At 70.9% G+C, this 22793-nt stretch carries 23 protein-coding genes and 1 tRNA gene; 10 read left to right on the forward strand and 14 right to left on the reverse strand.

Annotated elements, in window-relative coordinates; all coding sequences use genetic code 11:
• Positions 1-21 precede the first annotated feature (21 nt).
• The 3 genes from ACFVQ3_RS06805 to ACFVQ3_RS06815 form a co-directional block, all read right to left on the reverse strand.
• Entirely contained in the window at positions 22-759 is a 738-nt protein-coding gene (locus ACFVQ3_RS06805; RefSeq protein ID WP_387636696.1) for a sugar isomerase domain-containing protein, read from the reverse strand.
• The gene (locus tag ACFVQ3_RS06810) at positions 756-1532 is read right to left on the reverse strand and encodes a GntR family transcriptional regulator (protein ID WP_387636699.1); all 777 of its coding nucleotides are present in this window, start codon (positions 1530-1532) and stop codon (positions 756-758) included. Before ACFVQ3_RS06810 ends, ACFVQ3_RS06805 begins: the two co-directional genes overlap by 4 nt.
• 160 nt (positions 1533-1692) lie before the next feature.
• Positions 1693-1938, reverse strand: coding sequence for a hypothetical protein (locus ACFVQ3_RS06815; protein ID WP_387636701.1), 246 nt, complete (start codon positions 1936-1938; stop codon positions 1693-1695).
• A 228-nt stretch (positions 1939-2166) separates the two neighbouring features.
• Here ACFVQ3_RS06815 and ACFVQ3_RS06820 point away from each other — a divergent pair, with 228 nt between their 5' ends.
• Entirely contained in the window at positions 2167-2499 is a 333-nt protein-coding gene (locus ACFVQ3_RS06820) for a cupin (protein ID WP_387486395.1), read from the forward strand.
• A 31-nt stretch (positions 2500-2530) separates the two neighbouring features.
• Here the strand turns inward: ACFVQ3_RS06820 and ACFVQ3_RS06825 are convergent, their stop codons facing one another.
• Entirely contained in the window at positions 2531-3022 is a 492-nt protein-coding gene (locus ACFVQ3_RS06825; protein ID WP_387636703.1) for a hypothetical protein, read from the reverse strand.
• Positions 3019-4239 (reverse strand): alpha/beta hydrolase family protein, encoded by a 1221-nt coding sequence (locus tag ACFVQ3_RS06830; protein WP_387636706.1) that lies wholly within the window; start codon positions 4237-4239, stop codon positions 3019-3021. Before ACFVQ3_RS06830 ends, ACFVQ3_RS06825 begins: the two co-directional genes overlap by 4 nt.
• 192 nt (positions 4240-4431) lie before the next feature.
• Between ACFVQ3_RS06830 and ACFVQ3_RS06835 the strand changes: the two genes are divergently transcribed.
• The 5 genes from ACFVQ3_RS06835 (at position 4432) to ACFVQ3_RS06855 (ending at position 9474) form a co-directional block, all read left to right on the forward strand.
• Complete coding sequence (locus ACFVQ3_RS06835) at positions 4432-6648, forward strand: heavy metal translocating P-type ATPase (protein WP_387636709.1); 2217 nt, start codon at positions 4432-4434, stop codon at positions 6646-6648.
• 3 nt (positions 6649-6651) lie between these two features.
• The gene (locus ACFVQ3_RS06840) at positions 6652-7113 is read left to right on the forward strand and encodes a hypothetical protein (RefSeq protein WP_387636711.1); all 462 of its coding nucleotides are present in this window, start codon (positions 6652-6654) and stop codon (positions 7111-7113) included.
• A gap of 84 nt (positions 7114-7197) precedes the next feature.
• Complete coding sequence (locus tag ACFVQ3_RS06845; RefSeq protein ID WP_387636713.1) at positions 7198-7815, forward strand: DUF305 domain-containing protein; 618 nt, start codon at positions 7198-7200, stop codon at positions 7813-7815.
• Between the two features lie 104 nt (positions 7816-7919).
• Positions 7920-8495: an alpha/beta family hydrolase gene (locus tag ACFVQ3_RS06850; protein WP_387636715.1), complete on the forward strand. Its 576-nt coding sequence runs from the start codon at positions 7920-7922 to the stop codon at positions 8493-8495.
• Positions 8496-8703: 208 nt separating this feature from the next.
• Entirely contained in the window at positions 8704-9474 is a 771-nt protein-coding gene (locus ACFVQ3_RS06855) for a hypothetical protein (RefSeq protein ID WP_387636717.1), read from the forward strand.
• 111 nt (positions 9475-9585) lie between these two features.
• Here the strand turns inward: ACFVQ3_RS06855 and def are convergent, their stop codons facing one another.
• The 7 genes from def to ACFVQ3_RS06890 all read right to left on the reverse strand — a co-directional run bounded on the left by def (position 9586) and on the right by ACFVQ3_RS06890 (position 16867).
• Positions 9586-10269, reverse strand: coding sequence for a peptide deformylase (def, locus tag ACFVQ3_RS06860; protein WP_387636720.1), 684 nt, complete (start codon positions 10267-10269; stop codon positions 9586-9588).
• Positions 10270-11044: 775 nt separating this feature from the next.
• A complete protein-coding gene (locus ACFVQ3_RS06865) occupies positions 11045-12214 on the reverse strand; it encodes a hypothetical protein (RefSeq protein ID WP_387636723.1) in 1170 nt (389 codons plus the stop codon).
• Complete coding sequence (locus ACFVQ3_RS06870) at positions 12211-13080, reverse strand: serine/threonine protein kinase (protein WP_387636725.1); 870 nt, start codon at positions 13078-13080, stop codon at positions 12211-12213. Before ACFVQ3_RS06870 ends, ACFVQ3_RS06865 begins: the two co-directional genes overlap by 4 nt.
• Positions 13081-13177: 97 nt before the next feature.
• Positions 13178-13253, reverse strand: a tRNA-Thr gene (locus ACFVQ3_RS06875).
• Positions 13254-13484: 231 nt separating this feature from the next.
• Positions 13485-15026, reverse strand: a complete 1542-nt coding sequence (locus ACFVQ3_RS06880; RefSeq protein ID WP_387636727.1) for an alpha/beta hydrolase — start codon at positions 15024-15026, stop codon at positions 13485-13487.
• 128 nt (positions 15027-15154) lie between these two features.
• Positions 15155-15718: a hypothetical protein gene (locus ACFVQ3_RS06885; RefSeq protein WP_387636729.1), complete on the reverse strand. Its 564-nt coding sequence runs from the start codon at positions 15716-15718 to the stop codon at positions 15155-15157.
• A 210-nt stretch (positions 15719-15928) separates the two neighbouring features.
• The gene (locus tag ACFVQ3_RS06890; RefSeq protein ID WP_387636732.1) at positions 15929-16867 is read right to left on the reverse strand and encodes a LysR family transcriptional regulator; all 939 of its coding nucleotides are present in this window, start codon (positions 16865-16867) and stop codon (positions 15929-15931) included.
• Between the two features lie 71 nt (positions 16868-16938).
• On the opposite strand from ACFVQ3_RS06890, the gene ACFVQ3_RS06895 reads away from it, so the two are divergent.
• The gene (locus tag ACFVQ3_RS06895) at positions 16939-18261 is read left to right on the forward strand and encodes an MFS transporter (RefSeq protein ID WP_387636735.1); all 1323 of its coding nucleotides are present in this window, start codon (positions 16939-16941) and stop codon (positions 18259-18261) included.
• A 12-nt stretch (positions 18262-18273) separates the two neighbouring features.
• Here ACFVQ3_RS06895 and ACFVQ3_RS06900 read toward each other — a convergent pair whose 3' ends face one another.
• Entirely contained in the window at positions 18274-18918 is a 645-nt protein-coding gene (locus tag ACFVQ3_RS06900; protein WP_387636738.1) for a LysE family translocator, read from the reverse strand.
• 265 nt (positions 18919-19183) lie between these two features.
• On the opposite strand from ACFVQ3_RS06900, the gene ACFVQ3_RS06905 reads away from it, so the two are divergent.
• From ACFVQ3_RS06905 to ACFVQ3_RS06915, 3 genes are all read left to right on the forward strand, one after another.
• Positions 19184-20071, forward strand: coding sequence for an alpha/beta hydrolase (locus tag ACFVQ3_RS06905; RefSeq protein WP_387636740.1), 888 nt, complete (start codon positions 19184-19186; stop codon positions 20069-20071).
• A 62-nt stretch (positions 20072-20133) separates the two neighbouring features.
• Positions 20134-20505 carry a YybH family protein gene (locus tag ACFVQ3_RS06910; protein WP_387636743.1) on the forward strand — a complete coding sequence of 124 codons (372 nt, stop codon included), beginning with the start codon at positions 20134-20136 and terminating at the stop codon, positions 20503-20505.
• A 192-nt stretch (positions 20506-20697) separates the two neighbouring features.
• Complete coding sequence (locus ACFVQ3_RS06915) at positions 20698-22008, forward strand: low temperature requirement protein A (protein ID WP_387636745.1); 1311 nt, start codon at positions 20698-20700, stop codon at positions 22006-22008.
• Here ACFVQ3_RS06915 and ACFVQ3_RS06920 read toward each other — a convergent pair.
• Entirely contained in the window at positions 22005-22694 is a 690-nt protein-coding gene (locus tag ACFVQ3_RS06920; protein WP_387636747.1) for a PAS and ANTAR domain-containing protein, read from the reverse strand. The two genes, ACFVQ3_RS06915 and ACFVQ3_RS06920, sit on opposite strands and share 4 nt — an antisense overlap.
• Positions 22695-22793: the final 99 nt, after the last annotated feature.

Consider the following 22793-nt stretch of genomic DNA (forward strand, 5'->3'; position numbering starts at 1 on the left):
GGCCCCCGTCGACGGGCGCGCTCAGCCGGTCGTGGCGTACCGGGAGTTGGCGGAGTCGCCGTCCACGGTGTTGCTGCTCGCGTAGACCTGGGGTCGTGCCCCGGCGGCGGCCAGCAGCCCGACGGCCTCGACGACGACCGCGTCGAGGGCCGCGGCCCCCACGACCGTCGAGGTGGGCCCGACCTTCTGGTCGACCCCGGCGACCGCGACCGCGGCGTCCCCGACGGCGCCGCCGTTGTCGATGACGATCTCCGCCGCCTCGTGTAGCCGCGGGAGCACCGGGCGGCGCGCCTGGCCGGACGTCGCGTGGGCGATGCTCGTGACCGCGACCACGACTGCCCCGCGCGCCTGCACGGCGGCGACCAGCTCGGTCGTGGTCGCGTTGCTGCCGGAGTTCGACGCGACCACGACGACGTCGCCCTGCTCGACACCGTGGTCCTCGACGATCGCCTCGGCGAGCCCCGAGAGGCGTTCGAGCGCCGTGGAGAGGGGCGCGCTCGCGTGGAGCATGAACCCCTCGAAGAGGATCGGGCGGACTCCCACGAGCCCACCGGCCCGGTAGTAGAGCTCCTCGGCGAGGATGTGCGAGTGGCCGGTACCGAACGCGTGGACGGTCCTCCCGGCGAGCACCGCGTCGGCGATCGCCCGGGCGGCGGCAGCGATCGACGGCCACTGGTCCGTCACGAGCCGGTCGATCAGGTCGCGGGTCACGGACAGGTACTCGCGCCCGGGCGAGGTCTCGGAGGGTGCTGCGGTCATCGTCGTGCTCCTTCGCTGAGGTGGTTCGTCGGCTGTCGCGCGCCGGGTCGGAGGGCGAACGCCGCCCCGCTGACGTCGGCCTGCAGGTGGTAGCGGTCCCCCCGGTACAGGCTGCTGGCCACCATGACCACCCGGCCACGGACGTCCTGGTGGACCATCCGGACGTGGAGGCAGGCCTGCGCGGGACCGATCTCCAGGAGGTCACGGGCCCGCGGTTCGGGCAGGACCGGCTCGATCGTCACGTGCGCGCCACCGAGCGTGATGCCGTGCCGCGTCGCGAGCAGCTCGTAGAGCGAACCCTCGAGCTCGGGCTCGCGGAGGCGCGGGACGTAGCGCCGGGGAAGCCAGGACGTCTCGACGGCCATGGGGGTCCCGTCCCCCGACCGGAGGCGGCTGAACGTCACGACCGGTTCGCCGACGACGACCCGCAACGCGGTCGCGAGAGCGCCCCCGGCGGCCGTCGTCCGGTAGGAGACGAGCACGGTCCCGGCGACGAGGCCGCGGCTCGCCATGTCCTGCGTGAAGGACGTCAGCCCGAGCGACCGCACGAGCGGTCTCGCGGCGACGTAGGTGCCGGAGCTGGGACGTCGGTCGAGCAGGCCTTCGGCGATCAAGGCCTCGACGGCCGCCCGCAGGGTCGCCCGTGCGACCCCGAACCGTGCGGCGAGGTCCCGCTCACCGGGGAGTCGTCGCCCCACGGGCAGGCTCGCGACGAGCTCGCGCAGGCCCGCCTGAGCTGTGCGGCGTCCGCCGGTCTCCGTGGTCGTGGTCACGGATCGAGTCAACTCCGGCACACCACGACGCGCAACGCTCGGGTGGACCGGTCATCGCCCGGTCAGGGCCGGGACCGCGCCACTGCGCCAGGATGCGGGTGGACCGGTTCGAGTGCGCCGGGCATCGCTCGCCTGCTCGGCGCCCGGGTGCGGCGCCGACTCAGGCGCTCTGGGCCTCCGCGTCGTGGGCCCCGCGCACCTTCTCGCCCGGGTTCGCGCGTTCGAGCGCTGCCCGGTAGACCCGCAGGCGCTCGACCTGCAGGTCGGAGAACAGGGGCGCGTCGACGTCCTCGACGGGCTGCGTCCGCAGGAAGTCGAGGATCTCGGTCTCGGTCTCGTCGATCTCGGCGAGGCGTTCGCGATCGGCGTCGTCGAGGAGCTGCCAGACGTCGACAAAGGTGGGCACGTGCATCTCCCCATGCTCTGTCACCCGTCCACGGATCGCGCGTCGACCTGCCGACGAGTGACGGGCGTCACACGATCCACACCCCCCCTTCCCCACGGGGTCACATCCTCGGGCGCGCGACGACGACCCTGGGTGCGCGACGCCGTCGGGCACCCGCGCGCACCGGGCGAACCGGAAGCCCGACCGCCATGATGGAAGCCCCGCCCCCCACCCGATCGGAAGGCCCCCATGACGAACCTCGAGCTGCTCACCGACGCGCACCTCACGCGCGCCCGTGACGGCGACAACGGCCGCAGCGCGGAGGTCGTGCTGCACGACGGCGTCCTGCGCCAGACGATCATCGCGATCCTCGCGGGCGTCGAGCTCGGCGAGCACAACGCGCCGCCCGCCGCGAGCATCCAGGTGCTGCGCGGCCGCGTCCGCGTCACCGCGCTCGAGGGCGACGAGGAGGTCGGGACGGGCGAGCTGCGCGTGCTCACGCACGAGCGCCACGCCGTCGCCGCCCTGGAGGACTCGGCGTTCCTCCTCACCACGGTCACGAGCGTGCCCACGGCCGGCTAGCCCCGGCTCGGCGGGTCAGCGGCTCAGCGGGTCAGCGCAGGATCTCCACGAGCAGGACCCACGCGTTCCCGACCGACCCCGCGAACACGAGGACGATCCCGGCCGCGATCCAGTAGAGGCCCGCGTAGCTCCCCGTGAGAAGCACGACCGACCCGACGGAGAAGGGCACGACCTGCACGAGCGCCAGGACGACCTTGGCCCACGTGCTGGTCCTCCACTCCGCGGGGGCCGCGCGCAGCATCCGCACCGAGGCGTCGAGCGTGAGCCCGAGCGCGACGAGCGAGAACAGGAGCACCTCGCCGCCCAGGAGCCGCGGTCCCTGACCGGGGACGAGTCCGGCCGCGGCGCTCACGACGATCAGGACGAGCGACCCGACCGTCGCGGCCGCTCGCGACGTCATGCTCGGGATGTCGAGGATCTGCTTGATGTTGACCGACATGGCGACGATGATCAGCCCCGCGAGCGCCCCGGCCGCGCCGGCGGTCGCGACGAAGAAGTCCCCCCACCCCTCGGGAACGGTCATGGTGCTGCGGGTTCGCCGTCGTAGCCGAGGGTCTCGTCGAGCCAGTCGTAGACGCGCTGGTGGAAGACCGCGCGGCCCGTCATCTCGCAGTGGCCCGTGACGCCGTCCTCCGGCCCGAGCTCGACGTACTCGGTCGGGCACGTGAGGTTCTCGGCGAGGGTCCGGGCCGAGGCGGAGAGGTCGTCGCCCACGGTGCGGCACACGAGCACCGGGCAGCGGATCAGGTGCTCGCGTCCGCGCATCGTGTAGTCGTGGGACAGCCTGATGAGGTCGAGCGGGTCGCGCACGCCGTGCACCCACAGGTTCCGGCGCAGCGCCCAACCCGCCGAGGGCTTGCGCAGGAGCTGGTGCAGCGTCGTCTCGACGACCCTGAGCGCGGCCCCGTGGTCGTCGTCGAGGTGGTCGGCCAGGAGCGAGGGGAACTTCGCGGTGACGGTGTCGTGCAGGTCGTAGGGTCCGCTGTCGGCGATGCAGGCCGCGAGGCGATGCTCGCCGGACGCGGCGCGGGGCGCGAGGTAGCCGCCGAAGCTCCAGCCGTGCACCACGATGCGCTGCGGGTCCACCTCGTCGAGGGTCAGCGCATGGTCGACGACGGCGCTCACCACGGTCTCCCAGTCCGGACGGAACGGGATGCCCTGGTCGAGGATCACGCTCCCCTGACCGGGACCGTCGAACGCGAGCACGTCGTACCCCCGGTCGAGCGCCGCGACCGCGTTGGCGAAGTACAGCTCCTCCGCGGTGCCGTCGTAGCCGTCGACGAGCAGGACGGTCGGGCGCGGGCGACCGTCGTCGGCGGCCCGGTAGAAGTAGCCGGGGAGCGCCCCGCCCTCGAACGGGATCTCGAGCACGTCCGGGGGCAGGTCCAGGAGCGCGGCCCCCTTGCGGAACGTCTCGGTCTGCCTGCGCGAGCTCTCGCGGAAGCGGTCGTCGACGGGCGCCCCCATGAGGAAGAGCCCCGCGGTGCGGTAGTAGTTCGAGGCTCGCAGCCAGGCGCCGCGGGCGCTGACGCGGTGGCCTGCGATGTCGCTCTCCTCGGCCGTCTTCTCGACGCGTGCGGCGGTCGCGGACCACTCGTCGTACCACTGGTTCCCGTCGGTCCGGGTGATGCGGCGGGCCGTCTCGAGGCACTCGCCGATCTCCGCACCGCCCTGCGCGGTGTAGGCGAGCGCTCGGACGAGCTGCGCGTCGAAGAGCTCGTCGTGAAGGACCAGGGTCATGGCTGCTCCGCCCGTCGTCGGGCTTTCAGGCTAGGACGCCGTCCCGGCGGACGCTCGTCGACGATCACCCGCTCTCCTCTTGACGGACCGGGAATGCTGCGGCAAGATCAGGAGTTGTCGATACCCCTAGGGGGTATGCCGGTCGCCAAGGTCGCCCGGCACGATACGAGGGAGGACGGGACAGTGAATCCCATGGACCACGACGAGCACGGTGACCGCACGGGCCACGACGGGCACGCAGGTCACGGCCACGAGCATCACGTGGGCGACGACAGCACGCACGACGGGCACGCCGCGCACGACATGGCGACCATGACCGCGACGGACCACTCGGCCCACGCCGACCACTCCGTCCATGCGGACCACGCGGGCCACGAGGGCCACGAGGGGCACGACGCCCACGGCGGCCACGCGGGCCACGGCGGCCACGCAGGCCACGTCGCCATGTTCCGCCGCCTGTTCTGGATCATGCTCGCCCTCGCGGTCCCGACGGTCGGCGCGAGCATGATGTTCGCCTCGATCATCGGCTACTCGCTCCCGGACGTCCCGGGCATCGCGTGGATCTCACCGGTCCTCGGCACGGTCATGTACGCGTGGGGCGGCAGGCCGTTCCTCACGGGTGCGGTCGACGAGCTCAAGGCCCGCAAGCCCGGCATGATGCTGCTCGTCGCGCTCGCGATCACGGTCGCGTTCGTGTCGTCGTGGGGCGCGAGCCTGGGGATCCTGTCGCACGAGCTCGACTTCTGGTGGGAGCTCGCGCTCCTGGTCGTGATCATGCTGCTGGGCCACTGGATCGAGATGCGGTCGCTCGCGCAGTCGTCGTCGGCCCTGGAGTCGCTCGCCGCGCTGCTGCCCGACGAGGCCGAGCGCGTGGGCGCCGACGGTCAGGTGACCACGGTGTCCCCGACCGACCTGGTCGTGGGCGACGTCGTCGTGGTGCGCCCCGGTGGGCGCGTGCCCGCGGACGGCGTGGTCTCCCAGGGGTCGGCGGACGTCGACGAGTCGATGATCACGGGCGAGTCGCGCCCGGTGCGCCGGACGGTCGGCGACCACGTCGTGGCCGGGACGGTCGCGACCGACCAGGCGCTGCGCGTCACGGTCGACGCGGTCGGTGACGACACGGCGCTCGCGGGCATCCAGCGTCTGGTGACGCAGGCCCAGGCGTCCTCGTCGCACGCGCAGCGCCTCGCGGACCGCGCCGCGGGCTGGCTCTTCTGGTTCGCGCTCGGCGCGGCGGTGCTGACGCTGGTCGCGTGGAGCGTCTGGGGCACCCAGGAGAGTGCGCTGATCCGGACCATCACGGTCCTCGTCATCGCGTGCCCCCACGCGCTGGGTCTCGCGATCCCGCTCGTCGTGTCGATCTCGACCGAGCGCGCGGCCAAGGCGGGCGTGCTCGTCAAGGACCGCATGGCGCTCGAGCAGATGCGAACGGTCGACGCCGTCCTGTTCGACAAGACCGGCACCCTGACCAGGGGCGAGCCCGTGGTGACGCACCTGGTCGCGACGTCGGGCAGCGAGGACGAGCTGCTCGCGGTCTCCGCGGCCGTCGAGGCCGACTCCCAGCACCCCCTGGCCCGCGCGATCGTGAACGCCGCCGCGGACAGGGGCGTGCAGGTGCCGCGTGCCGAGGACTTCCAGTCCTCGACGGCCGTGGGCGTCTCGGCTCTCGTGGACGGTCGCCGGATCGCGGTGGGCGGCCCCTCGCTCCTGCGCGAGCACGGGCTGTCCCCCCTGCCCGACGCCGCCGCGTGGGAGGGCGAGGGCGCGACGGTCCTGCACGCGCTCGGGCTGGGAGACGGGGCACCCCGCGTGCTCGGTGGCTTCGCGCTGGCCGACGAGATCCGGCCCGAGTCCCGCGAAGCGATCGACGCCCTGCACCGGCGTGGCATCCGGGTCGTCATGATCACGGGTGACGCGCAGGCGGTGGCGCAGTCCGTGGCGGACGAGCTCGGCATCGACGAGGTCTTCGCGGGGGTCAGGCCGGGAGACAAGGGCGACAAGGTCTCCGAGCTCCAGGCCCGCGGGCACAAGGTCGCGATGGTCGGCGACGGCGTCAACGACGCCCCCGCGCTCGCCCAGGCCGACGTGGGTATCGCGATCGGCGCGGGCACAGACGTGGCCATCGCGTCGGCCGGGGTCATCCTCGCGAGCGACGACCCGCGCTCGGTCCTGTCGGTCATCGAGCTGTCGAGGGCCAGCTACCGCAAGATGAAGCAGAACCTGTGGTGGGCCGCCGGGTACAACCTGGTGTCGGTGCCGCTCGCGGCGGGCGTCCTGGCGCCGGTCGGGTTCGTCATGCCGATGGCCGTGGGCGCGCTGCTCATGTCCCTGTCGACCGTGATCGTCGCCCTCAACGCGCAGCTCCTGCGCCGGTTGGACCTCGACCCCGAGCGCGTGGCAGCCTCGTAGCCGATGTCCGTGATGTCCCCGATCACCCCGGCCGGGGCCGTGTCGACCTCCCACCTGGGCAACGCGGTCCGGCCCGCCCGAACCGCCGGCCTCGTCCGGCGGTTCGTGGTGCTGCTCGGGACGGTGGCGCTGCTGGTCGGGTTCGTCGGGATGCACCAGATGTCGGGCAGCCCCGTGGCCCACGGGCCCTCGCACGCGGTCACCGACCCGGCGACCGCCACCGCGGGCCACGCGGTCGGCGACCCGGGCGCGGAGGAGGGGGCGCCGTCGGGCACGGGGCACGGCGAGCTCGAGGCGATGTGCCTCCTGGTGCTCGTCGCGCTCTTCTCGCTCGGCGGCCCGGCGCTCGTGCGCCGCCTGCCCGACGGCGTCACGCACCTCGTGCGCGTCGTCGCGCCCTGGTGGCGGCTCGGGGCCGCGCTGAGGGCACCGTCGCTCGTCGCGCTCGGGATCAGTCGGAGATAGGGGCTCGGCCCGACCAGGGCCGCAGCGACCGTCACCGCCACGGAGTAGCCGTGGCACACCGATCGATCACCTGAAGGACGACTCATGAACAAGCACACCCTGACCAAGGTCGGCATCGGCCTGACCCTCGGCTCGACGCTGGTCCTCGCGGGCTGCGCGGACGCCGGCGACGGCGGAGGCGCGGACGGCCACGACATGGGCGACGGCTCGCCGTCGCAGGACGCGGGGGCGGACGCCACCGGGGCGAACGACGCGGACGTCGTGTTCGCGCAGATGATGATCCCGCACCACGAGCAGGCGCTCGTGATGTCGCGCATCGTGCTCGGCACGGAGGGGGTCGACCCTGCGGTCGTCGACCTCGCTACCCGTATCGAGGGCGCGCAGGAGCCCGAGATCGCGACCATGGAGGGCTTCCTCGAGGAGTGGGGCGCCGAGCCGATGGGCGACCACTCGGGCCACGAGATGGACGGGATGCTGAGCGACGAGGAGATCCAGGCGCTCGAGGCGGCGGACGCCACGACCGTCTCACGCCTGTTCCTCGAGGGCATGATCGCCCACCACGAGGGAGCCGTGGACATGGCGAAGGCCGAGATCGCGGACGGTGAGAACGCCGAGGCTCGCGCGCTGGCCCAGGAGATCATCGACGCCCAGGAGCAGGAGATCCAGGAGATGCAGGACCTGCTGGCAGCTCTGCGGCAGTAGCCGCCGGGTGCCGAACACGGGGTTGAGGTCGTTCTGAGCAGACTGACGACCTCAACCCCGTGGTCGACCGCTGGCAAAGCCCTGGCCGCTGCGAGACTGGGACCATGACTCGATCCTCTCGCGCTGCGGTCGGCGGGCTTCTTCTCACGCCGGGGGCCGGGGCCGGTCGCGACCACCCCACGCTCGTCGCGGTCGAGGAGGCCGTGGCCCCGCTGCCCGCGCGGCGGGTCGACTTCCCGTACCGGCTCGCCGGGAAGCGCATGCCGGACCGGGCGCCGGTCGCGGTCGCGCACCTGGTCGAGGAGGCGACACGCTTCGCGGCCGAGGAGGGGTTCGCGCCCGACCGGCTCGTGCTCGGCGGCCGCTCCTACGGTGGACGCATGTGCTCGATCGCGGTCGCCGAGGGTCTGCCTGCGGCCGGGCTGGTGCTGCTGAGCTACCCCCTGCACCCGCCGGGCAAGCCCGACAAGCTGCGCGTCGACCACTTCCCACAGCTCACGGTCCCAGTGCTCTTCGTGTCCGGCACGACCGACCCGTTCGGCTCTCCCGAGGAGTTCGACGAGCACGTCGCCGCGATCCCCGGGCCGGTCACCCAGGTGCGCCTGCCCGGTGCCCACGACGTCCGGAACGACCACGCGGCGGTGAGCGACGCCGTCGTGCGGTGGCTGGCGACGTTCTGAACCGCGCGCGCCGCGACACGCCAGCGACACGCTGGGAGCGCTTCCACAATCACCCGGTCCCGAGTACCTTTGGCGCTGATATGTCGTGTTCGCCCGGTCGATCCGGGCATGTCGGACGAGTACGGTGATCAACCGTCCGGCACCAGCCCCGCTCGCACCCGAGAGCCGAGGGCGTCCCCCTCCGACCACCCTCGAAAGGTCCTCCTCGATGCGCGCAGCGCCCGTCGCCCTCCTCACGGCAGCGATCCTCGTGGCCACCCCCACGATCGCGTCCGCAGGGTCCGACTCCCCCACCCCGTACACCGTGACCGCGAGCGGTGTGAGCCTGCCCGCAGGCCAGGTGTTCCGCGAGCACGGGCACGTCAACTACCGCGCGACCGCGCTCGACGGGACGGGCGAGCAGAGCTTCAACGTCCACCTCGAGACGGCCAACGGCCGGTCGACCGCGGCGTACGTCGGCGCGAGCTTCCTCGACTTCGCGGGCGCCGTCGCCGCGTTCCCCGCCGGGTTCTGCGTGACGTGGGTCCAGGTCGAGGGCTTCGACGAGCACTTCGGCGAGGGCGGCCAGGCGCCCGAGTGCACGCCCAGGCCGACGCCCCTGAGCCCGGCCCCGCCGATCCCGCGGCCCGTCCCGTCTCCGGCCCCGAGCACCGACGTGCCCGACGGCGGCGCACCGGTCGCGACGCCCACGTCACCTCCGACCGTGGAGGCCCCGACGCCGGCGCCGGTCACGGGGCGCGAGCTCGCCGCGACGGGCCCGGCGCCCGAGGGCGTTCCCGTGGCGGGGGCGACGCCGGTCGCCCGGGCCGTCCCGACGGCGGCGCCCGGTAGCACCGTGGCGCCGGGTGTCGCTGCGGCCGACGACGGCGGCCTCGCGGCGACCGGCTCGAACGCGCTGCTCGTCGCGGGCGGAGCGGTCGTGCTGCTGGCCGCCGGGGTCGGTGCGCTGCTGCTGAGCCGCCGGTCGCGGCGCGCCTGACCTCCCCCTGGAACCAGATGGGTGGTTCGGTCCGAGACGGGTTGCTGGGTCGCGTCCCCAGCAACCCGTCTCAGACCGAACCACCCATCTCGCACGGGCTCGTCGGCGCGGCTAGCGCAGCGGCGCGGCCGGGTACTCGGCCGGCGTCTTGCCGAGGGCCTCGGACAGCTCGAGCCGCTCCTCCAGGACACCGGGACGCTCCTGGTGCATCTCGGCGATCACGGCCTCCTGCGCGGCGGGCGTGAGGTGGTCGAAGTAGAGCGTCCCGTCGAGGTGCTGCGCCTCGTGCTGGAGCGCACGGCCCAGGAAGTGCGACCCCTGGAGCTCGACGGGCTTGCCGTGCTGGTCGAACCCGCGCACGATCGCCTTCACGGGGCGGGCGAGCGGCGAGTACGCGCCCGGGATCGAGAGGCACCCCTCGTCGCTCTCCTCGATCTCGTCCTCCGGACCGTCGAAGACCTCGAGCACCGGGTTGACCACGTGCCCGACGTGACGGTCCTCGTTCTCGTCCTCGACGTCGTACACGAAGACGCGCAGGTCCACGCCGACCTGCGGCGCCGCCAGACCCACCCCCTCCGCGACGAACATCGTCGTGAACAGGTCGTCGACGAGCTGCGCGAGCTCGGGCGTGCCGAACTCCGTGACCTCACGGCACGGGGTGTGCAGGACGGACTCGCCGATCTCGGTGATGCGCAGGATGTTGCCGCGCTCGACCTGGGGAGCGATCTCCGGGAAGGACTTGACCGGCTGGCCCAGGACGTAGGTGGTGGGGCGACGACGGCCGAAGGTGAACATGGACAACAGCATAATGGAACGACCGGTGCACAACCTCGAGGGGTCGTGGGGCGATCTCCTCGACTACAATCGGCCCGAAACTGAGCAGAAGCCAACACAGAAAGAGAAACGTGGACCCCGATTCAGTACGGCCGCGCGGCACGCGGCCCCAAGTGGGAATACCAATCCACGAGCGAGCCCTGACGAACGCTTTAGAAAGGCACGCAGCACGCCTCTTTCCACCTGGGCCGGGGCGGTCCATATTCCTAATAAACGAACCCGAAATCGGGACTGGGCGACCGGACATCATTTTGCTGACGATATCGTCAGTCGGGTTCCAAGAATATGCAAGACGTGCGGTCCGGGTGCCACATCGCAGCGCAACGCGAGTCTCCGATCTCACACTCGACGATGGCGCACTCGGTCTTGATCGAAACTACGTACGCGATCTGCGTGCCAAGTTGCGCTCAGACGGCCTAACTAAAGACCAGTCGTATAGTGCGGGTAAACTCGTGCACGATTCACTGGCAATCGAAGCGAAGATGAAAGACTGGAGGCAGGCACTTCGGCAGGTAGCACTGTTTCGCACCGCAACCCATCGAAGTGCAATATTAATGCCTGAGGCCGTCCTCGATCGAGTGACCGCCGCACATTTGGAGTCATATCGAACCGGCGCTATCGGCGCCCGAGGGGATATTTTGACATGGCACCACTCTGCACGCAAGCGTGATATTGAGAAGACCCAAGCCATTTGGCTATTGGAAATCCTGATGCGCGGCCTTGAGGCCGGAACGGCTCACAAACTCTCACTTCCGCGAAAGCCTTCAACCGCTTCAAGATAGGATTCGACGCGGGCCTGATAAAGTGCGGGAAGTAGCACGTTCTGGCGACTCAACTGGCGGTAGTGCGCTCGCGCACCCTCCAAACTCGCACCAACAGCATCGAGCCGGGAAGTCACAGAATCCATGCCGGAGAGCTTTTTGGCAGAACGACCCAATAGATCCAAATGGAGCATTTGCGCCTCAACGCGCCCCCACTCAGCCAATGGGCGGTCAGCAAATCGGCCAATAAATCCCTTTGGCAACAATTTCTCTGGTTGCTCGGTCTCCAGAATCCTACCCACCTCACCCTCGGCCCTCAGTGCGGCCCAAAGTCTCGGCATGTACACTCGAGGCGCCGCAAGTCCACCGCGAGCGTCCGATGGCTGCCACTTGGAAATTGCGAACTGCCGTAGCGAGTAATGCCAGCCGGCAGCCATGCTGGTACCGCCCGCAGCGACCCCCAACAGACCGTCGATGTCCGAGTACCCCCAGTGCACCTCGAACTCATTTAGTTCACTCAAGTTGTAGATTAGACGCATCAGATTCTCAAGACGGAGTGGAGACCATGGCGCAGAGGGATAGTCTCTACGGCCTCGATCTACAAGCAGGTAGAAGCCTCGCACGTCCAGAGTTGTGGCAACATCCAGCCAGTCGGCGACCGAATTCCAGTCATCGAAAGCGACATCCTCGATGACAACGGAAGCAATCGTGCGAGTGCCACCCCAGTCTTTTGCCGCAGTTCTTGCAAACTGCAAGGACAGCGGAGTCCAAATGTCGGAAAAAGTGGACTGCTTGCATGCGGGCGCGATCATGACTTCTGATATCCCGATAGCCGCGTTTGCTGCAGCGACATCCCGAACCTGTTGAGAGACACGAGTAGCATCCTGGGACCAGTGCATTGTGCCGTATGCAATCCCCTGTGACTGATGGTGCCGCGCAGTCCCCGCTGGGGAAGTCGAATAGATGTATGTTTGCGGATCTAGTAGCGTTCGAACACCGACCCGACGGCATGTCGCGACGGTGGCCGACAGGGTTTCAACATCCTCGTCGCCCGAGCTAAGAATAACGCCAGAAATTGCCCCTGTCGCGCTTAGTTCGTCGATTTTCCGCGACTTACCATATCCATGTTGAAGATTCATCGTCATGTTTCTGCCCCCAGTATCACAAGCGGAGTTTCGACGTTACGATAGCGGCGACTCGGCCGCGCAGCTAGGAGCCGGCTGATTACTTGCTTCATGGAAGCATGGCAAGAAATCGGCTCAAGCATACTGGGATCGAATGACTCTAGTCGCCGGACGTAAGAGTTTGCATCAATTCCCGGCACCCAGAATGGGTGCGTTCCTGTCAGTACCTCGAGACAGACCATACCTACGAGAAAGAGGTCGGTGCGAAAGTCGATTTGCACATTTCTTCGCTGCAGAAATTGCTCCGGCGCAGCGTATCTTGGGGTCCTTGGGGATATATCCATCGAGGCCGTTATGGGACTCAGTTCGTCATGGTAGGCGATGCCTAGATCTAGTAGCACTGGTATGTTGTCTTCGTCATAGACAATATTGCCTGGCTTGATATCACGATGAACAATTCTTGCGTCATTCCACATCGATCTAACAGCTCGCAGAAGCGCCACAAGAAGTTCTTTGGCCCCGACCGGGTCACCGCCAGGTACGATACGGTCTTGGAGCGTGCCGCCTCCGTAGTATGGCTCCACATACCAAATATAGAGTTCATTTCCGATGAAACGTGTCGACGGCTCCTGCAACAACTGAACGACATGCGGCGATGAGATTCGTTGCATTCCCACGATCTCCCGCGCGAAGCGGTCAGGAAGCGTAAGCTCGTCGGTCTGCTCGGCCTCATTTTGTGGCAATGGCTCGTGAAGAACCTTCAGGACCTGCGCACCATCGTTTCCGCGGATCTTGAAAGCGGTCTTGAACCCGCCGACGCCGAGTTCTGGGAGCTCGATATCGAACTCTGGAAATGCGGAACGCACGTCATCGTAGTTCGCAAACAAGGTTCAACCCTAGCCTCGTCGTAGAGGGACGGAAGCGATCCTTGCAGATTATGGCGATGCGGGGAAGCCTTCCAGGGAAATTCACCCCGAGGCCTTATGGAGCCGCCTATCAGAATCGAACTGATGACCTTCTCATTACGAGTGAGACGCTCTACCGACTGAGCTAAGGCGGCGCGTGCCAGACGTCGCGCCTTGGGGCGCTCCGTTTCAGCAAGCGTCGCAACTGTACCCAACGCGGGGGCGCGAGCACAAACTGACTCGGAGCGGCGCCGTCGGGCAGCCCTCCCCCGCCCCACGGCCAGTACGCCCCGGCTCCGCGCGGGCCCCTGCCCGCACCATGCCAGACGGCCCGGCCGCATCAGCGACCGGGCCGTCCAGACCGCACCAGCAGGGCTCGAGGGCCCTCAGCAGACCTTCCCGTCCTCCGGGACCTTCCCGTCGACCAGGTAGGTGTCCACGGCGTCGGCGACGCAGGTGTTGGACCGGCCGTAGGCCGTGTGCCCCTCGCCCTCCCAGGTGAGCAGCGTCGCGGAGTCGAGGGTCTTGGCGAGGCCCTCGGCCCACACGTACGGGGTCGCGGGGTCGTTGGTGGTGCCGATGACGACGATGGGCGCGGCGCCCTCGGCGTGGAGGTCGAACTCCTGGTCGACGACGGGGTAGGGCCAGTCGACGCAGGTCAGGCCGCCGTAGGTGAAGAACGAGCCCATGGTCGGGGCCGCCTCCTCGATCTGGGCGGCCTGCTCGGCCATGAACGCGGGGTCGGGGTTGCCGCGCGCGTCGAGGCAGTTGATGGCGCGGAACGCCTCGGCCGAGTTGTCGTTGAACGTGCCGTCGGCGTTGCGGCCGTTGTACAGGTCGGCGAAGCCGAGCAGCATGGTGCCGTCGCCGTCGTTGAGCGCGGCGTCCAGGCCGGCGGTCAGGGCGTACCAGCTCTCGTTGTTGTAGAGCGGCAGCGCGATCCCGTAGAACGCGAGCGTCGACGTCAGGCGGCGGTCGCTCGAGGTTCGCATGGGGCGGTCGGAGACCTGGTCGAGGAACGCCTTGACCTGCGCCATGCCGTCGTCGACCGAGCCGGTCAGCGGGCAGTCCTTGCCGCCCTGGCAGTCCTTCACGTAGGCGCGCAGCGCGTTCTCGAAGCCGACGGCCTGCTGCGCGGAGATCTCGTCGGAGGTCAGCGAGGTGTCGATCGCGCCGTCGAGGACCATGCGCCCGACCTTCTCCGGGTAGAGCCCCGCGTACGTGGCGCCGAGCTGGGTGCCGTAGGAGAAGCCGAGGTAGTTGAGCGTCGGGTCGCCGAGGGCGGCGCGCAGCATGTCCATGTCGCGCGCGGCGCTCTGGGTGTCGACGTTGCCGAGGAGGTCGCCCGTGTTCTGCGCGCACGCGTCGGCCCAGGCCTTGAGGTCGGCGGTCATCTCGGCGCGGCCCTCGTCGCTGTCGGGGTAGGCGCGGGACAGCGAGGCGTCCTTGGCCGCGTCGTCGAGGCACACGACGGGGGTCGAGGCCCCGACGCCGCGGGGGTCGAACCCGATGACGTCGTACGCCTCCTTGACGGGCTCGCCGATGCTGCCTGCCGCGCTCGTGATGTACTCGATGCCCGACCCGCCCGGCCCGCCGGGGTTGGTCAGCAGCGACCCGATCTTCTCGCCCGACGCGGGCAGCCGCTTGAGCGCGAGCTCGATCTTGCCCTGCGCGGGGTCGTCCCAGCTCAGGGGGGCGATCGCGGTTGCGCACTCGAACCCGCCGCCGCAGTCGTCCCACGCGAGGCTCTGCCCGTAGAACTCGGCGAGCTCGGCCGGCACGTCCTCGCCGGTCGCCGTGGACCCGGTCGAGGTCCCCGTCTCCACCGGGCTCTGCACCTTGGGCGAGGGGGCGCACGCCCCGAGCAGCAGGGCGACGGCGAGCGTCGCGGCGGACAGCGCTGTGGTGCGGCGGTGGGGCGTCTTCACCTGGCAACGGTAACGGGTCCGGCAGGGCCGGGGACCTCGAACGACGCCCCCGGCCCTGCCCTTCACGCGAACTTCACGGGCGGCGGGCCGACGGGCCGCCCCGACCCCTGGCGGGGCCCGTCACCGGGTCAGGACTGGGCGACCCACGCGGCCTCGCCGACCTGCCCGGCGGCAGCGCGCGGCGTCAGCACGACCGATCCCGCCTCGTCGAGGCGCACGGTCACGTCGGCCGCCTCGTCGACCCCCTCGGGTGCCTTGACGACGGTGGTCCAGGGGCGCAGGTCCATGGTGCAGGGCTTGGTCTCGTCGACCTTCTGGAAGGTCACGACGACGTCGCTCCCGTCCAGGGTCGCGTCGCCCTCGGCGATGCGGGGGCACGTGCTCGACCCGAACGTCACGACGTACAGGTAGCCGTCGTCCGCGGTCCAGGCCGCGCCGGTGCCGCCGGTCGTGGGGGCGTCGATCCCTGCGGGCAGGTCGACGCCGTTGGCGCCCGCCTCGATCGGGAGGTCGGCCGCGTTCAGCGGGGCCTCGGGGGTCTCGTCGGAGGGCGTGCTCTCGTCGGCGGTGCTCTCCTCGGCGCTGGGGGTGTCCGAGGCGTTCCCGCCCGAGTCGGTGTCCGTCCCGCACGCGGTGAGCGCCAGGAGCGCGACGAGCGAGACGGCGGGGGCGAGGCGGCGCAGGGAAGTCATGAGCGGGGTCTCCTTCGGCTTCGGCGTGGGCGCCGCGGCGGCGTGCACCCCTCACTCTCATCATGTCGCGGGGACCGCGGTTCTTGCGCCGCGACACGGCCCGCCCGACGACGTCGCACAACACGCGTCGTCAGGCTCTGCCGGGGAGAGGCCGGGCCGGGCGCACGGTCGCACCCCTGCGCGGGCCGACCCGCCTCTGCGGCGGGCCGCTCAGCCGACGGGCGCGACGCCGTCGGGCGGGCCGCCTTCGACGACGCCCGCGCGGAGCATCTCGACGAACGCGGCGAGGGTGGGCGAGGTGTTGTCGGGCGACCAGGCCGCGCCGATGTCGCGCGAGGGCACGGGCTCGTCGAGGCGGATCTCGACGACGTCGTGCACGGGCTGCCTGGCGGGCGGGAGGACGCTCACGCCGAGGCCCGCGGCGACGAGACCGCGCACCGTGTGCAGGTCCTCGCCCTCGAACCCGATGGTCGGGCGCACGCCCGCGGCGGCGCACAGCGCGTCGACCGTCCCCCGCAGCCCGAACCCGTGCTTGAGCGTGATGAACGTCGAGCGTGCGGCCTCGCGCAACGTGGCGGCCGGGCGCGACGCGAGCTCGTGACCTGCGGGGACGATCAAGACCAGGGGCTCGCGGAAGAGCGTGAGGATCTCGCGGCCCGCGGGGGCCGGGACGAGGCGCGACACGAGGGCGATGTCGGCCTCGCCCGCGTCGAGCGCGTCGAGGCACGAGCGACGGGCGCCCTGCGTCATGGTGAACCGGACGGCAGGGTGGTCGGCGAGGAACTCCTTGATGAGGGCAGGGACGACGGACTCACCGAGCGAGGTCTGGAACGCGACCGACAGCGTGCCGCGCGCGAGCGCCTCCCTCGAGCGGACGGCGTCCACGCCCGCGCCGAGCGCCGCGAGCGCCCCGCGCGCGTGCGGCAGGAGAGCGCGCCCTGCGTCGGTGAGCCGGATACCGCGCCCGTGGCGCTCGACCACGGGCACGCCCAGCACCTCGCCGACGCGCGCGACGGCCCGGGACACGGTCGGTTGCGGGGCGCGCAGCATCGCGGCCGCGAGCGTGACCTGCTCGACCTCGGCGACCGCGACGAACGCGGGCAGCAGGGGCAGCAGGCGGCGGGTCTCTTCGTCCAGCGCGGCATCCATGCTCAGATCGTATTCCTCGGCAGAGATACATGCATTGGACGCAAGAGTTGGACGCTCCTAGCGTCGAACCCATGCCCAACGCCCTCGCGCCGGTCACGACCCGTGCGCTCGTCGTCCTGCCCTCCGCTCCGTGGACAGGACACCGACGCAGCTCCCAGGGATACCGCAGGACCGTCGTGGCGCTCGTGTGCGCGGGGCTCGCGACGTTCGCCCAGCTCTACTCGCCGCAGGGCATCCTGCCCATGATCTCGTCGGATCTCCGCATCGCAGCCCCCACGGCCTCGCTCACGGTCTCGGCCGCGACCCTCGGCCTCGCGCTCGCTGTCCTGCCCTGGTCAGTGGTCGCCGACCGCATCGGCCGCGTCCGCGCCATCCAGGTCGCCCTGATCGCGGCGACGACCATCGGCCTGCTGGCACCGTTCGCGCCCACGATCGAGCTGCTCGTCGTCGGCCGCTTCCTGGAAGGAGCGGCGCTCGGCGGGGTGCCTGCGCTCGCGATCACCCTGCTGCACGAGGAGATCCACTCCGCGCACACCGCGGTCGTCGCAGGGATGTTCGTCGGCGGGGTGTCGATCGGCGGGCTCGCAGGCCGGGTGCTCTCCGCGGGCGTCGCCGAGCTCGCGGGCTGGCGCGTGGGCCTGGCCGTGGTGTCGGGGCTGTGCGTGCTCACGACCGCCGCGTTCGTCGTGCTCGCACCGCGCGCGCGGGGCTTCGTGCCGGACCGCGACGGGTTGAAGCACGTCGGCTCGCTCGTCCTGACGAACCTGCGCGACCGCGGCCTGCTCGTCCTGTACGCCAACGGTGCCCTCGTCATCGGCGGGTTCGTGACGATCTACAACTACCTCGGGTTCCGCCTCGAAGCCCCTCCCTACCTGCTGTCCCCGGCCGTCACGTCGCTCGTCTTCTTCGCCTACCTCGGCGGGACCGTGTCGTCGCGCCTCGCGGGCAGCCTGACCGTGCGGTGGGGTCGCCGACGGGTCCTGGCCGTCGCGGGCGCCACGATGAGCGCGGGCGCCCTCCTGACGCTCGCCCCCCAGATCCCCCTGATCCTGCTGGGGCTCGTGATCCTCACCGCGTCGTTCTTCGGCGCGCACGCGGTCGCGTCGGGGTGGGTCGGGCACCGGGCCGTCGTCGGCCGGTCCCAGGCCACGTCCCTGTACAACGCCTTCTACTACGCCGCGTCGAGCCTGCTCGGCTGGCTCGGCGGCGTGACCTGGGTGCACGCGGGGTGGCCCGGGGTCGCGATCTTCGTCGCCGCGGTGACCCTCACGGCGCCGCTGCTCACGCTCGGATCGCGGTCGCTGCGCACGCCCGCTAGCGGGACGACGCGACGAGCCGCCCGTCCGCGCCCTCGACCGACACCCGCCGGGGCAACGCGCTCTCTGGCGTCGTGAGCTCCACGGTCCTCACGCGGTCGCCGGGGACGGGGCGTCGATCGCCAGCTTCACCCCGACGGCGCCCAGCAGCGTCCCGGTCGCGCGGCGCTGCCAGCGCATCCACGTCGGCCGCGAGCGCAGGAACACCGCGATGCTGCCTGCCGCGAGCACGATCGCGGCGTTGACGACCATGCTGACCCCGATCTGCACGCCGCCCAGCACGAACCCCTGCGCCATGACGTCACCGGCGGCCGGGTCGATGAACTGCGGGAAGAGCGCGAGGTACATGATCGCGGCCTTCGGGTTGAGCAGGTTCGTCAGCAGCCCCATGCGGAAGAGCCTGCCGCGGGAGTCCCGGGGCAGGTCCTGCGCCTCGAACGGACCGCGGCCGCCCGGTCGCAGCGTCCGCCACGCGAGGTACAGCAGGTAGCAGGCGCCCGCGACCTTGAGGGCGACGTACAGCCACGGCACGAGCACGAAGACCGCGGCGAGCCCCACGTTCGCCATCGTCATGTAGACGAGGAACCCCACGGCCGTCCCCGCGAGCGAGACCATGCCCGCGCGCCACCCCTGGCTGATGCTGCGCGAGACCAGGTAGACCATGTTGGGCCCAGGGGTGAGCACCATGCCGAGGGCGACCGCCGTCATGCCCAGGACCGCTGCCGTTCCGACCACGCCGGCCTCCTTCTCGTCCTGTGCATTGTGCCCGCACCGGTGCGGGACGACCACCCCTGACGACCACCCTGTCGCGAGCGTGCCCGGTCCAGCGCCCGGTCCCGTGCTCCGTCCCGTGCCCGCTCACCGTGCACGACCACCACCACCGAGGCAGGGTGGAACGAGCAGGTGCGATGAGTTCCGGTGACCCGGCGGGTCTTCGTCCCATACCGCTGAGACGGCCGGCGCCCACGCCGTCCCGCTCACCCGACCGAGAGGCACGACCGTGACCGACATCGAGACCCGCACCCTCGAAGCCCCGGGGGCGACCATCACCTACGACGTCCGCGGGAACCTCGCCGACGCGACCACCGAGGCCCCCGTCCTCCTGATCGTCGGCTCACCCATGGGTGCCGACGGGTTCGTCACCCTGGCCTCGCACTTCACCGACCGGCCGGTCGTGACCTACGACCCGCGCGGGGTGTCCCGCAGCACCCGCACCGACCCGTCCGCCCCCGTGACCCCCGACCACCACGCCGACGACCTGCACCTCGTGATCGAGGCCCTGGGCGCCGGACCGGTCGACGTCCTGGCGAGCAGCGGCGGGGCGGTCAACGCCCTCGCCCTCGTCACCCGGCACCCCGAGCAGGTGCGGACCCTCGTGGCGCACGAGCCGCCGTCGGGCCCTGCGCTGCCGGACCGCGACGCGGCGCTCGCCGCGGTGCAGGCCGTGTCACGGTCCTACCAGGACAAGGGGTTCGGTGCGGGCATGGCGCACTTCATCGCCCTCACCAGCTGGGAGGGCCCCTTCCCCGACGACTTCGCCGACCAGCCCGCCCCCGACCCGGGTGCGTTCGGGTTCCCCGCCGAGGACGACGGGTCCCGCGACGACGCGCTGCTGGGGCAGAACCTCGTCAGCTGCACCCACTACGAGCACGACTACGACGCCCTCTCCCGTGTCTCGACCCGGGTGGTCCTGGCCGCCGGGGAGGAGTCGGGCGAGCAGATGGCCGCTCGCGCGGCCCGTGGGGTCGCGAAGAACATCGGCTCCGAGGCCGTCGCGTTCCCCAGCGGGCACGGCGGGTTCATGGGGGACGAGTACGGCATGCCCGGCGACCCCGACGGGTTCGCCGCCGCGCTCCGCAAGGTCCTCGAAGGGACGGACGTCCGCTGAACCGCCGGTCGGCCGGAGCTCCTCGTGCTGGAGCCCCGGCCGGCCCCACCACGGAGGTACGCATGGACCGTGACGCTGTGATGAGCTGGGTCGCCGCCTACGAGACGGCCTGGCGCGGCGAGGACCGGGGGGCCGTCGCGTCGCTGTTCACCGAGGACGCCACCTACGCACGGTCGCCCTACGACGACCCGCTGCGCGGGCACGACGCGATCCGCGACTTCTGGCTCGCCGACGCCGGGGAGACGTTCGCCATGACGGCCCAACCCGTCGCGGTCGACGGCAGCGCAGCGGTGGTGCGGGTCGAGGTCCGCTACGGCGGCGCGACGCCGCAGGAGTACCGCGACCTGTGGATCCTGCGGTTCGCGGACGACGGCCGCGTCGAGGACTTCGCGGAGTGGGCGTACTGGCCCAGCAAGCCGTACACCGCGGACTGAGGCCCCGGGCGCGCTGCTCCCGGTCGCGCCCGCCACGGCCGCGCCCGCCGTGGTCCGCAGTCCCGCCCGTCACGGTCCCGCCCGCCGTGGTCCGCAGTCGCGCGCGCCGCAGTCCGCACGCCGCACCCCGCGCTCAGCCCCTGCGCTCCGCACCCCGCGCCCTCGCTCGGCCCGCGTGCGAGGATCGCGACCATGAGCGCGCCGCCGCACCCGGCCCCCACCGGACCCTCTGGCCCGTCCGGTTCCTGGGGCATGCGCACCGACGTGCTGCGCCACGGCCGTGGGCACGACTCGGACCGGGTCGGCTACATCGAGCTGTTCTTCGACCTCGTGTTCGTCTTCGCGGTGACCCAGCTCTCGCACTCGCTCATCGCGCACCCCGACGGCACGACGCTGGTCCAGACGCTGATCCTGGGGGCTGCGGTCTGGTACCTGTGGATCGACACGACGTGGGTCACGAACTGGCTCGACCCCGAGCGCACACCCGTGCGGACCCTGCTGATCGTCCTCATGCTGCTGGGGCTGCTCATGTCGAGCGCGATCCCCGAGGCGTTCGGCGACAAGGCGCTGCTGTTCGCGGGGACGTTCGTCGCAATCCAGGTGGGGCGCTCGGCGTGGACGGCGTTCGCGCTGCACCGGCACTGGCCGGAGAACGGCACGAACTTCGTGCGCATCACGGTGTGGCAGGTGTCGTCGGGGATCCTGTGGGTCGCGGGCGCCCTGGCCCCGGACGAGTCGTGGCGGCTGCTCCTGTGGGTCGCGGCGGTTCTCGTCGACTACGCGGGTCCCCGCGCGCTGTTCCGGGTCCCCGTGCTGGGTCCGACGGATCCCGCGACGTGGGTCGTGCGCGGCGGGCACATGGCCGAGCGCGTGGGCCTGTTCATCATCATCAGCCTGGGCGAGTCGATCATCGTGACGGGGACGGCGTTCGGGGAGCTCGAGCTGACGGGCACGGTGCTCCTCGCGTTCCTCGCGGCGTTCGCGTCGACCGTGCTCATGTGGCTGCTGTACTTCGACCGCTCCGAGCGTCGCGCGACGGCCTTCTTCTCGGGCTCGGACTCGCCGGGGATGATCGCGCAGACGGCGTACACGTACGTCCCCTACCTGCTCGTGGTCGGGATCGTGCTCACGGCGGTCGCGGACGAGATCGTGCTGCTGCATCCCCTGGGCCACGAGGACGTGGGGCACTCCGACCCGTGGACGGCCGGGCTGATCTGCGGTGCGGGCATGGTCTACCTCGCGGGGAACACGCTGTTCCGGCGTGCGACGGGTGGGTCGTGGTCGGTGCCGCACGTCGCCGGCGTCCTGGCGCTGGGCCTGCTCTACCTCTCGTACCCGGTGCTGTCGCCGCTCGCGATCAACTGGGTCTCGAACGGCGTGCTGCTCGCCGTGATCCTGGGGGACGTCGCGCTCTCGCGACGTGGGTCCGCCGCCGGGCGATCGCTCTCCGGCGACGGCGGCACGCCTTCCGGCGACGCCAGCCCGACGGCGGAGCGCCCCTAGCCCACCTGGCTCGCCCGCGGCGACGGCCGGGGGGTCTCGAAGAAGTGGTCCACGTCCTCGCGCGTGAGCGACGCGCCGTCGTGGCCGCCTGCGATGCTCGCGAGGAAGCGGGCGGCCAGGTCGCGCACCGGCTCGTTGGTGATCGAGGAGTGGTGCCGCAGGATCTCGAACGCCTCCTCGTCGTCGAGGCCGTAGACGACCATGAGCGCTCCCTTGGCCTGCTCGATCGTCGCCCTGCGGGCTGCGGACGCCGAGACCGCCTGCGTGGCGTGCGCCTGGGCGAAGGCCTCCTGCGAGTCCGTGAGGTCCATGAAGTAGCCGGTGACCTGCGCGACCTCACCCGTCACCGGGTCGACGTCCCCCTGACCGACCACCCCGAGGATGCGGGTCCGCCCGGCGGCGTCGATGATCCGGTGGATGCCGCTGAACGGTGTTCCGGTGCGGGTGACGTCGGCGAGGATCCCCGCGACGCGCGTGACGTCGTCGGGATGCTTGTGGGCGAGCATGAGCTGGGTCGTCGGGACGACCTCGTGGGGCGCGAACCCGTGCATCTCGAACAGCTCGTCGGACCACCACCACCGACCGGTGGGGACGTCGAGCGTGTAGCGCGCGACCGGTTGCGCCCCTCCGGCCAGGAGGGCCGCCACGAGCCCGTGGTCGTTCTCGTCCTTCGTGTCCTGTGCCATCGCGTCGACGCTCCCCAGTGCACCCCGGGGCTGCCCTCCCCAGGTTCCGTCCTTCCGATCGTAGGCATGCGCGGCCGGAGCGCAACAGGTCGCGGATCC

Source organism: Oerskovia sp. NPDC057915 (assembly GCF_042887685.1).
Lineage (GTDB): Bacteria > Actinomycetota > Actinomycetes > Actinomycetales > Cellulomonadaceae > Oerskovia.

Excerpts from the sequence above, each read along its gene's own strand:
- ACFVQ3_RS06805 (WP_387636696.1), bottom strand. The coding sequence starts at position 759 with ATGACCGCAGCACCCTCCGAGACCTCGCCCGGGCGCGAGTACCTGTCC.
- ACFVQ3_RS06820 (WP_387486395.1), top strand. The coding sequence starts at position 2,167 with ATGACGAACCTCGAGCTGCTCACCGACGCGCACCTCACGCGCGCCCGT.
- ACFVQ3_RS06825 (WP_387636703.1), bottom strand. The coding sequence starts at position 3,022 with ATGACCGTTCCCGAGGGGTGGGGGGACTTCTTCGTCGCGACCGCCGGC.
- ACFVQ3_RS06830 (WP_387636706.1), bottom strand. The coding sequence starts at position 4,239 with ATGACCCTGGTCCTTCACGACGAGCTCTTCGACGCGCAGCTCGTCCGA.
- ACFVQ3_RS06835 (WP_387636709.1), top strand. The coding sequence starts at position 4,432 with ATGGACCACGACGAGCACGGTGACCGCACGGGCCACGACGGGCACGCA.
- ACFVQ3_RS06840 (WP_387636711.1), top strand. The coding sequence starts at position 6,652 with ATGTCCGTGATGTCCCCGATCACCCCGGCCGGGGCCGTGTCGACCTCC.
- ACFVQ3_RS06845 (WP_387636713.1), top strand. The coding sequence starts at position 7,198 with ATGAACAAGCACACCCTGACCAAGGTCGGCATCGGCCTGACCCTCGGC.
- ACFVQ3_RS06850 (WP_387636715.1), top strand. The coding sequence starts at position 7,920 with ATGACTCGATCCTCTCGCGCTGCGGTCGGCGGGCTTCTTCTCACGCCG.
- ACFVQ3_RS06855 (WP_387636717.1), top strand. The coding sequence starts at position 8,704 with ATGCGCGCAGCGCCCGTCGCCCTCCTCACGGCAGCGATCCTCGTGGCC.
- def (WP_387636720.1), bottom strand. The coding sequence starts at position 10,269 with ATGTTCACCTTCGGCCGTCGTCGCCCCACCACCTACGTCCTGGGCCAG.
- ACFVQ3_RS06865 (WP_387636723.1), bottom strand. The coding sequence starts at position 12,214 with ATGACGATGAATCTTCAACATGGATATGGTAAGTCGCGGAAAATCGAC.
- ACFVQ3_RS06885 (WP_387636729.1), bottom strand. The coding sequence starts at position 15,718 with ATGACTTCCCTGCGCCGCCTCGCCCCCGCCGTCTCGCTCGTCGCGCTC.
- ACFVQ3_RS06890 (WP_387636732.1), bottom strand. The coding sequence starts at position 16,867 with ATGGATGCCGCGCTGGACGAAGAGACCCGCCGCCTGCTGCCCCTGCTG.
- ACFVQ3_RS06895 (WP_387636735.1), top strand. The coding sequence starts at position 16,939 with ATGCCCAACGCCCTCGCGCCGGTCACGACCCGTGCGCTCGTCGTCCTG.
- ACFVQ3_RS06910 (WP_387636743.1), top strand. The coding sequence starts at position 20,134 with ATGGACCGTGACGCTGTGATGAGCTGGGTCGCCGCCTACGAGACGGCC.
- ACFVQ3_RS06915 (WP_387636745.1), top strand. The coding sequence starts at position 20,698 with ATGAGCGCGCCGCCGCACCCGGCCCCCACCGGACCCTCTGGCCCGTCC.
- ACFVQ3_RS06920 (WP_387636747.1), bottom strand. The coding sequence starts at position 22,694 with ATGGCACAGGACACGAAGGACGAGAACGACCACGGGCTCGTGGCGGCC.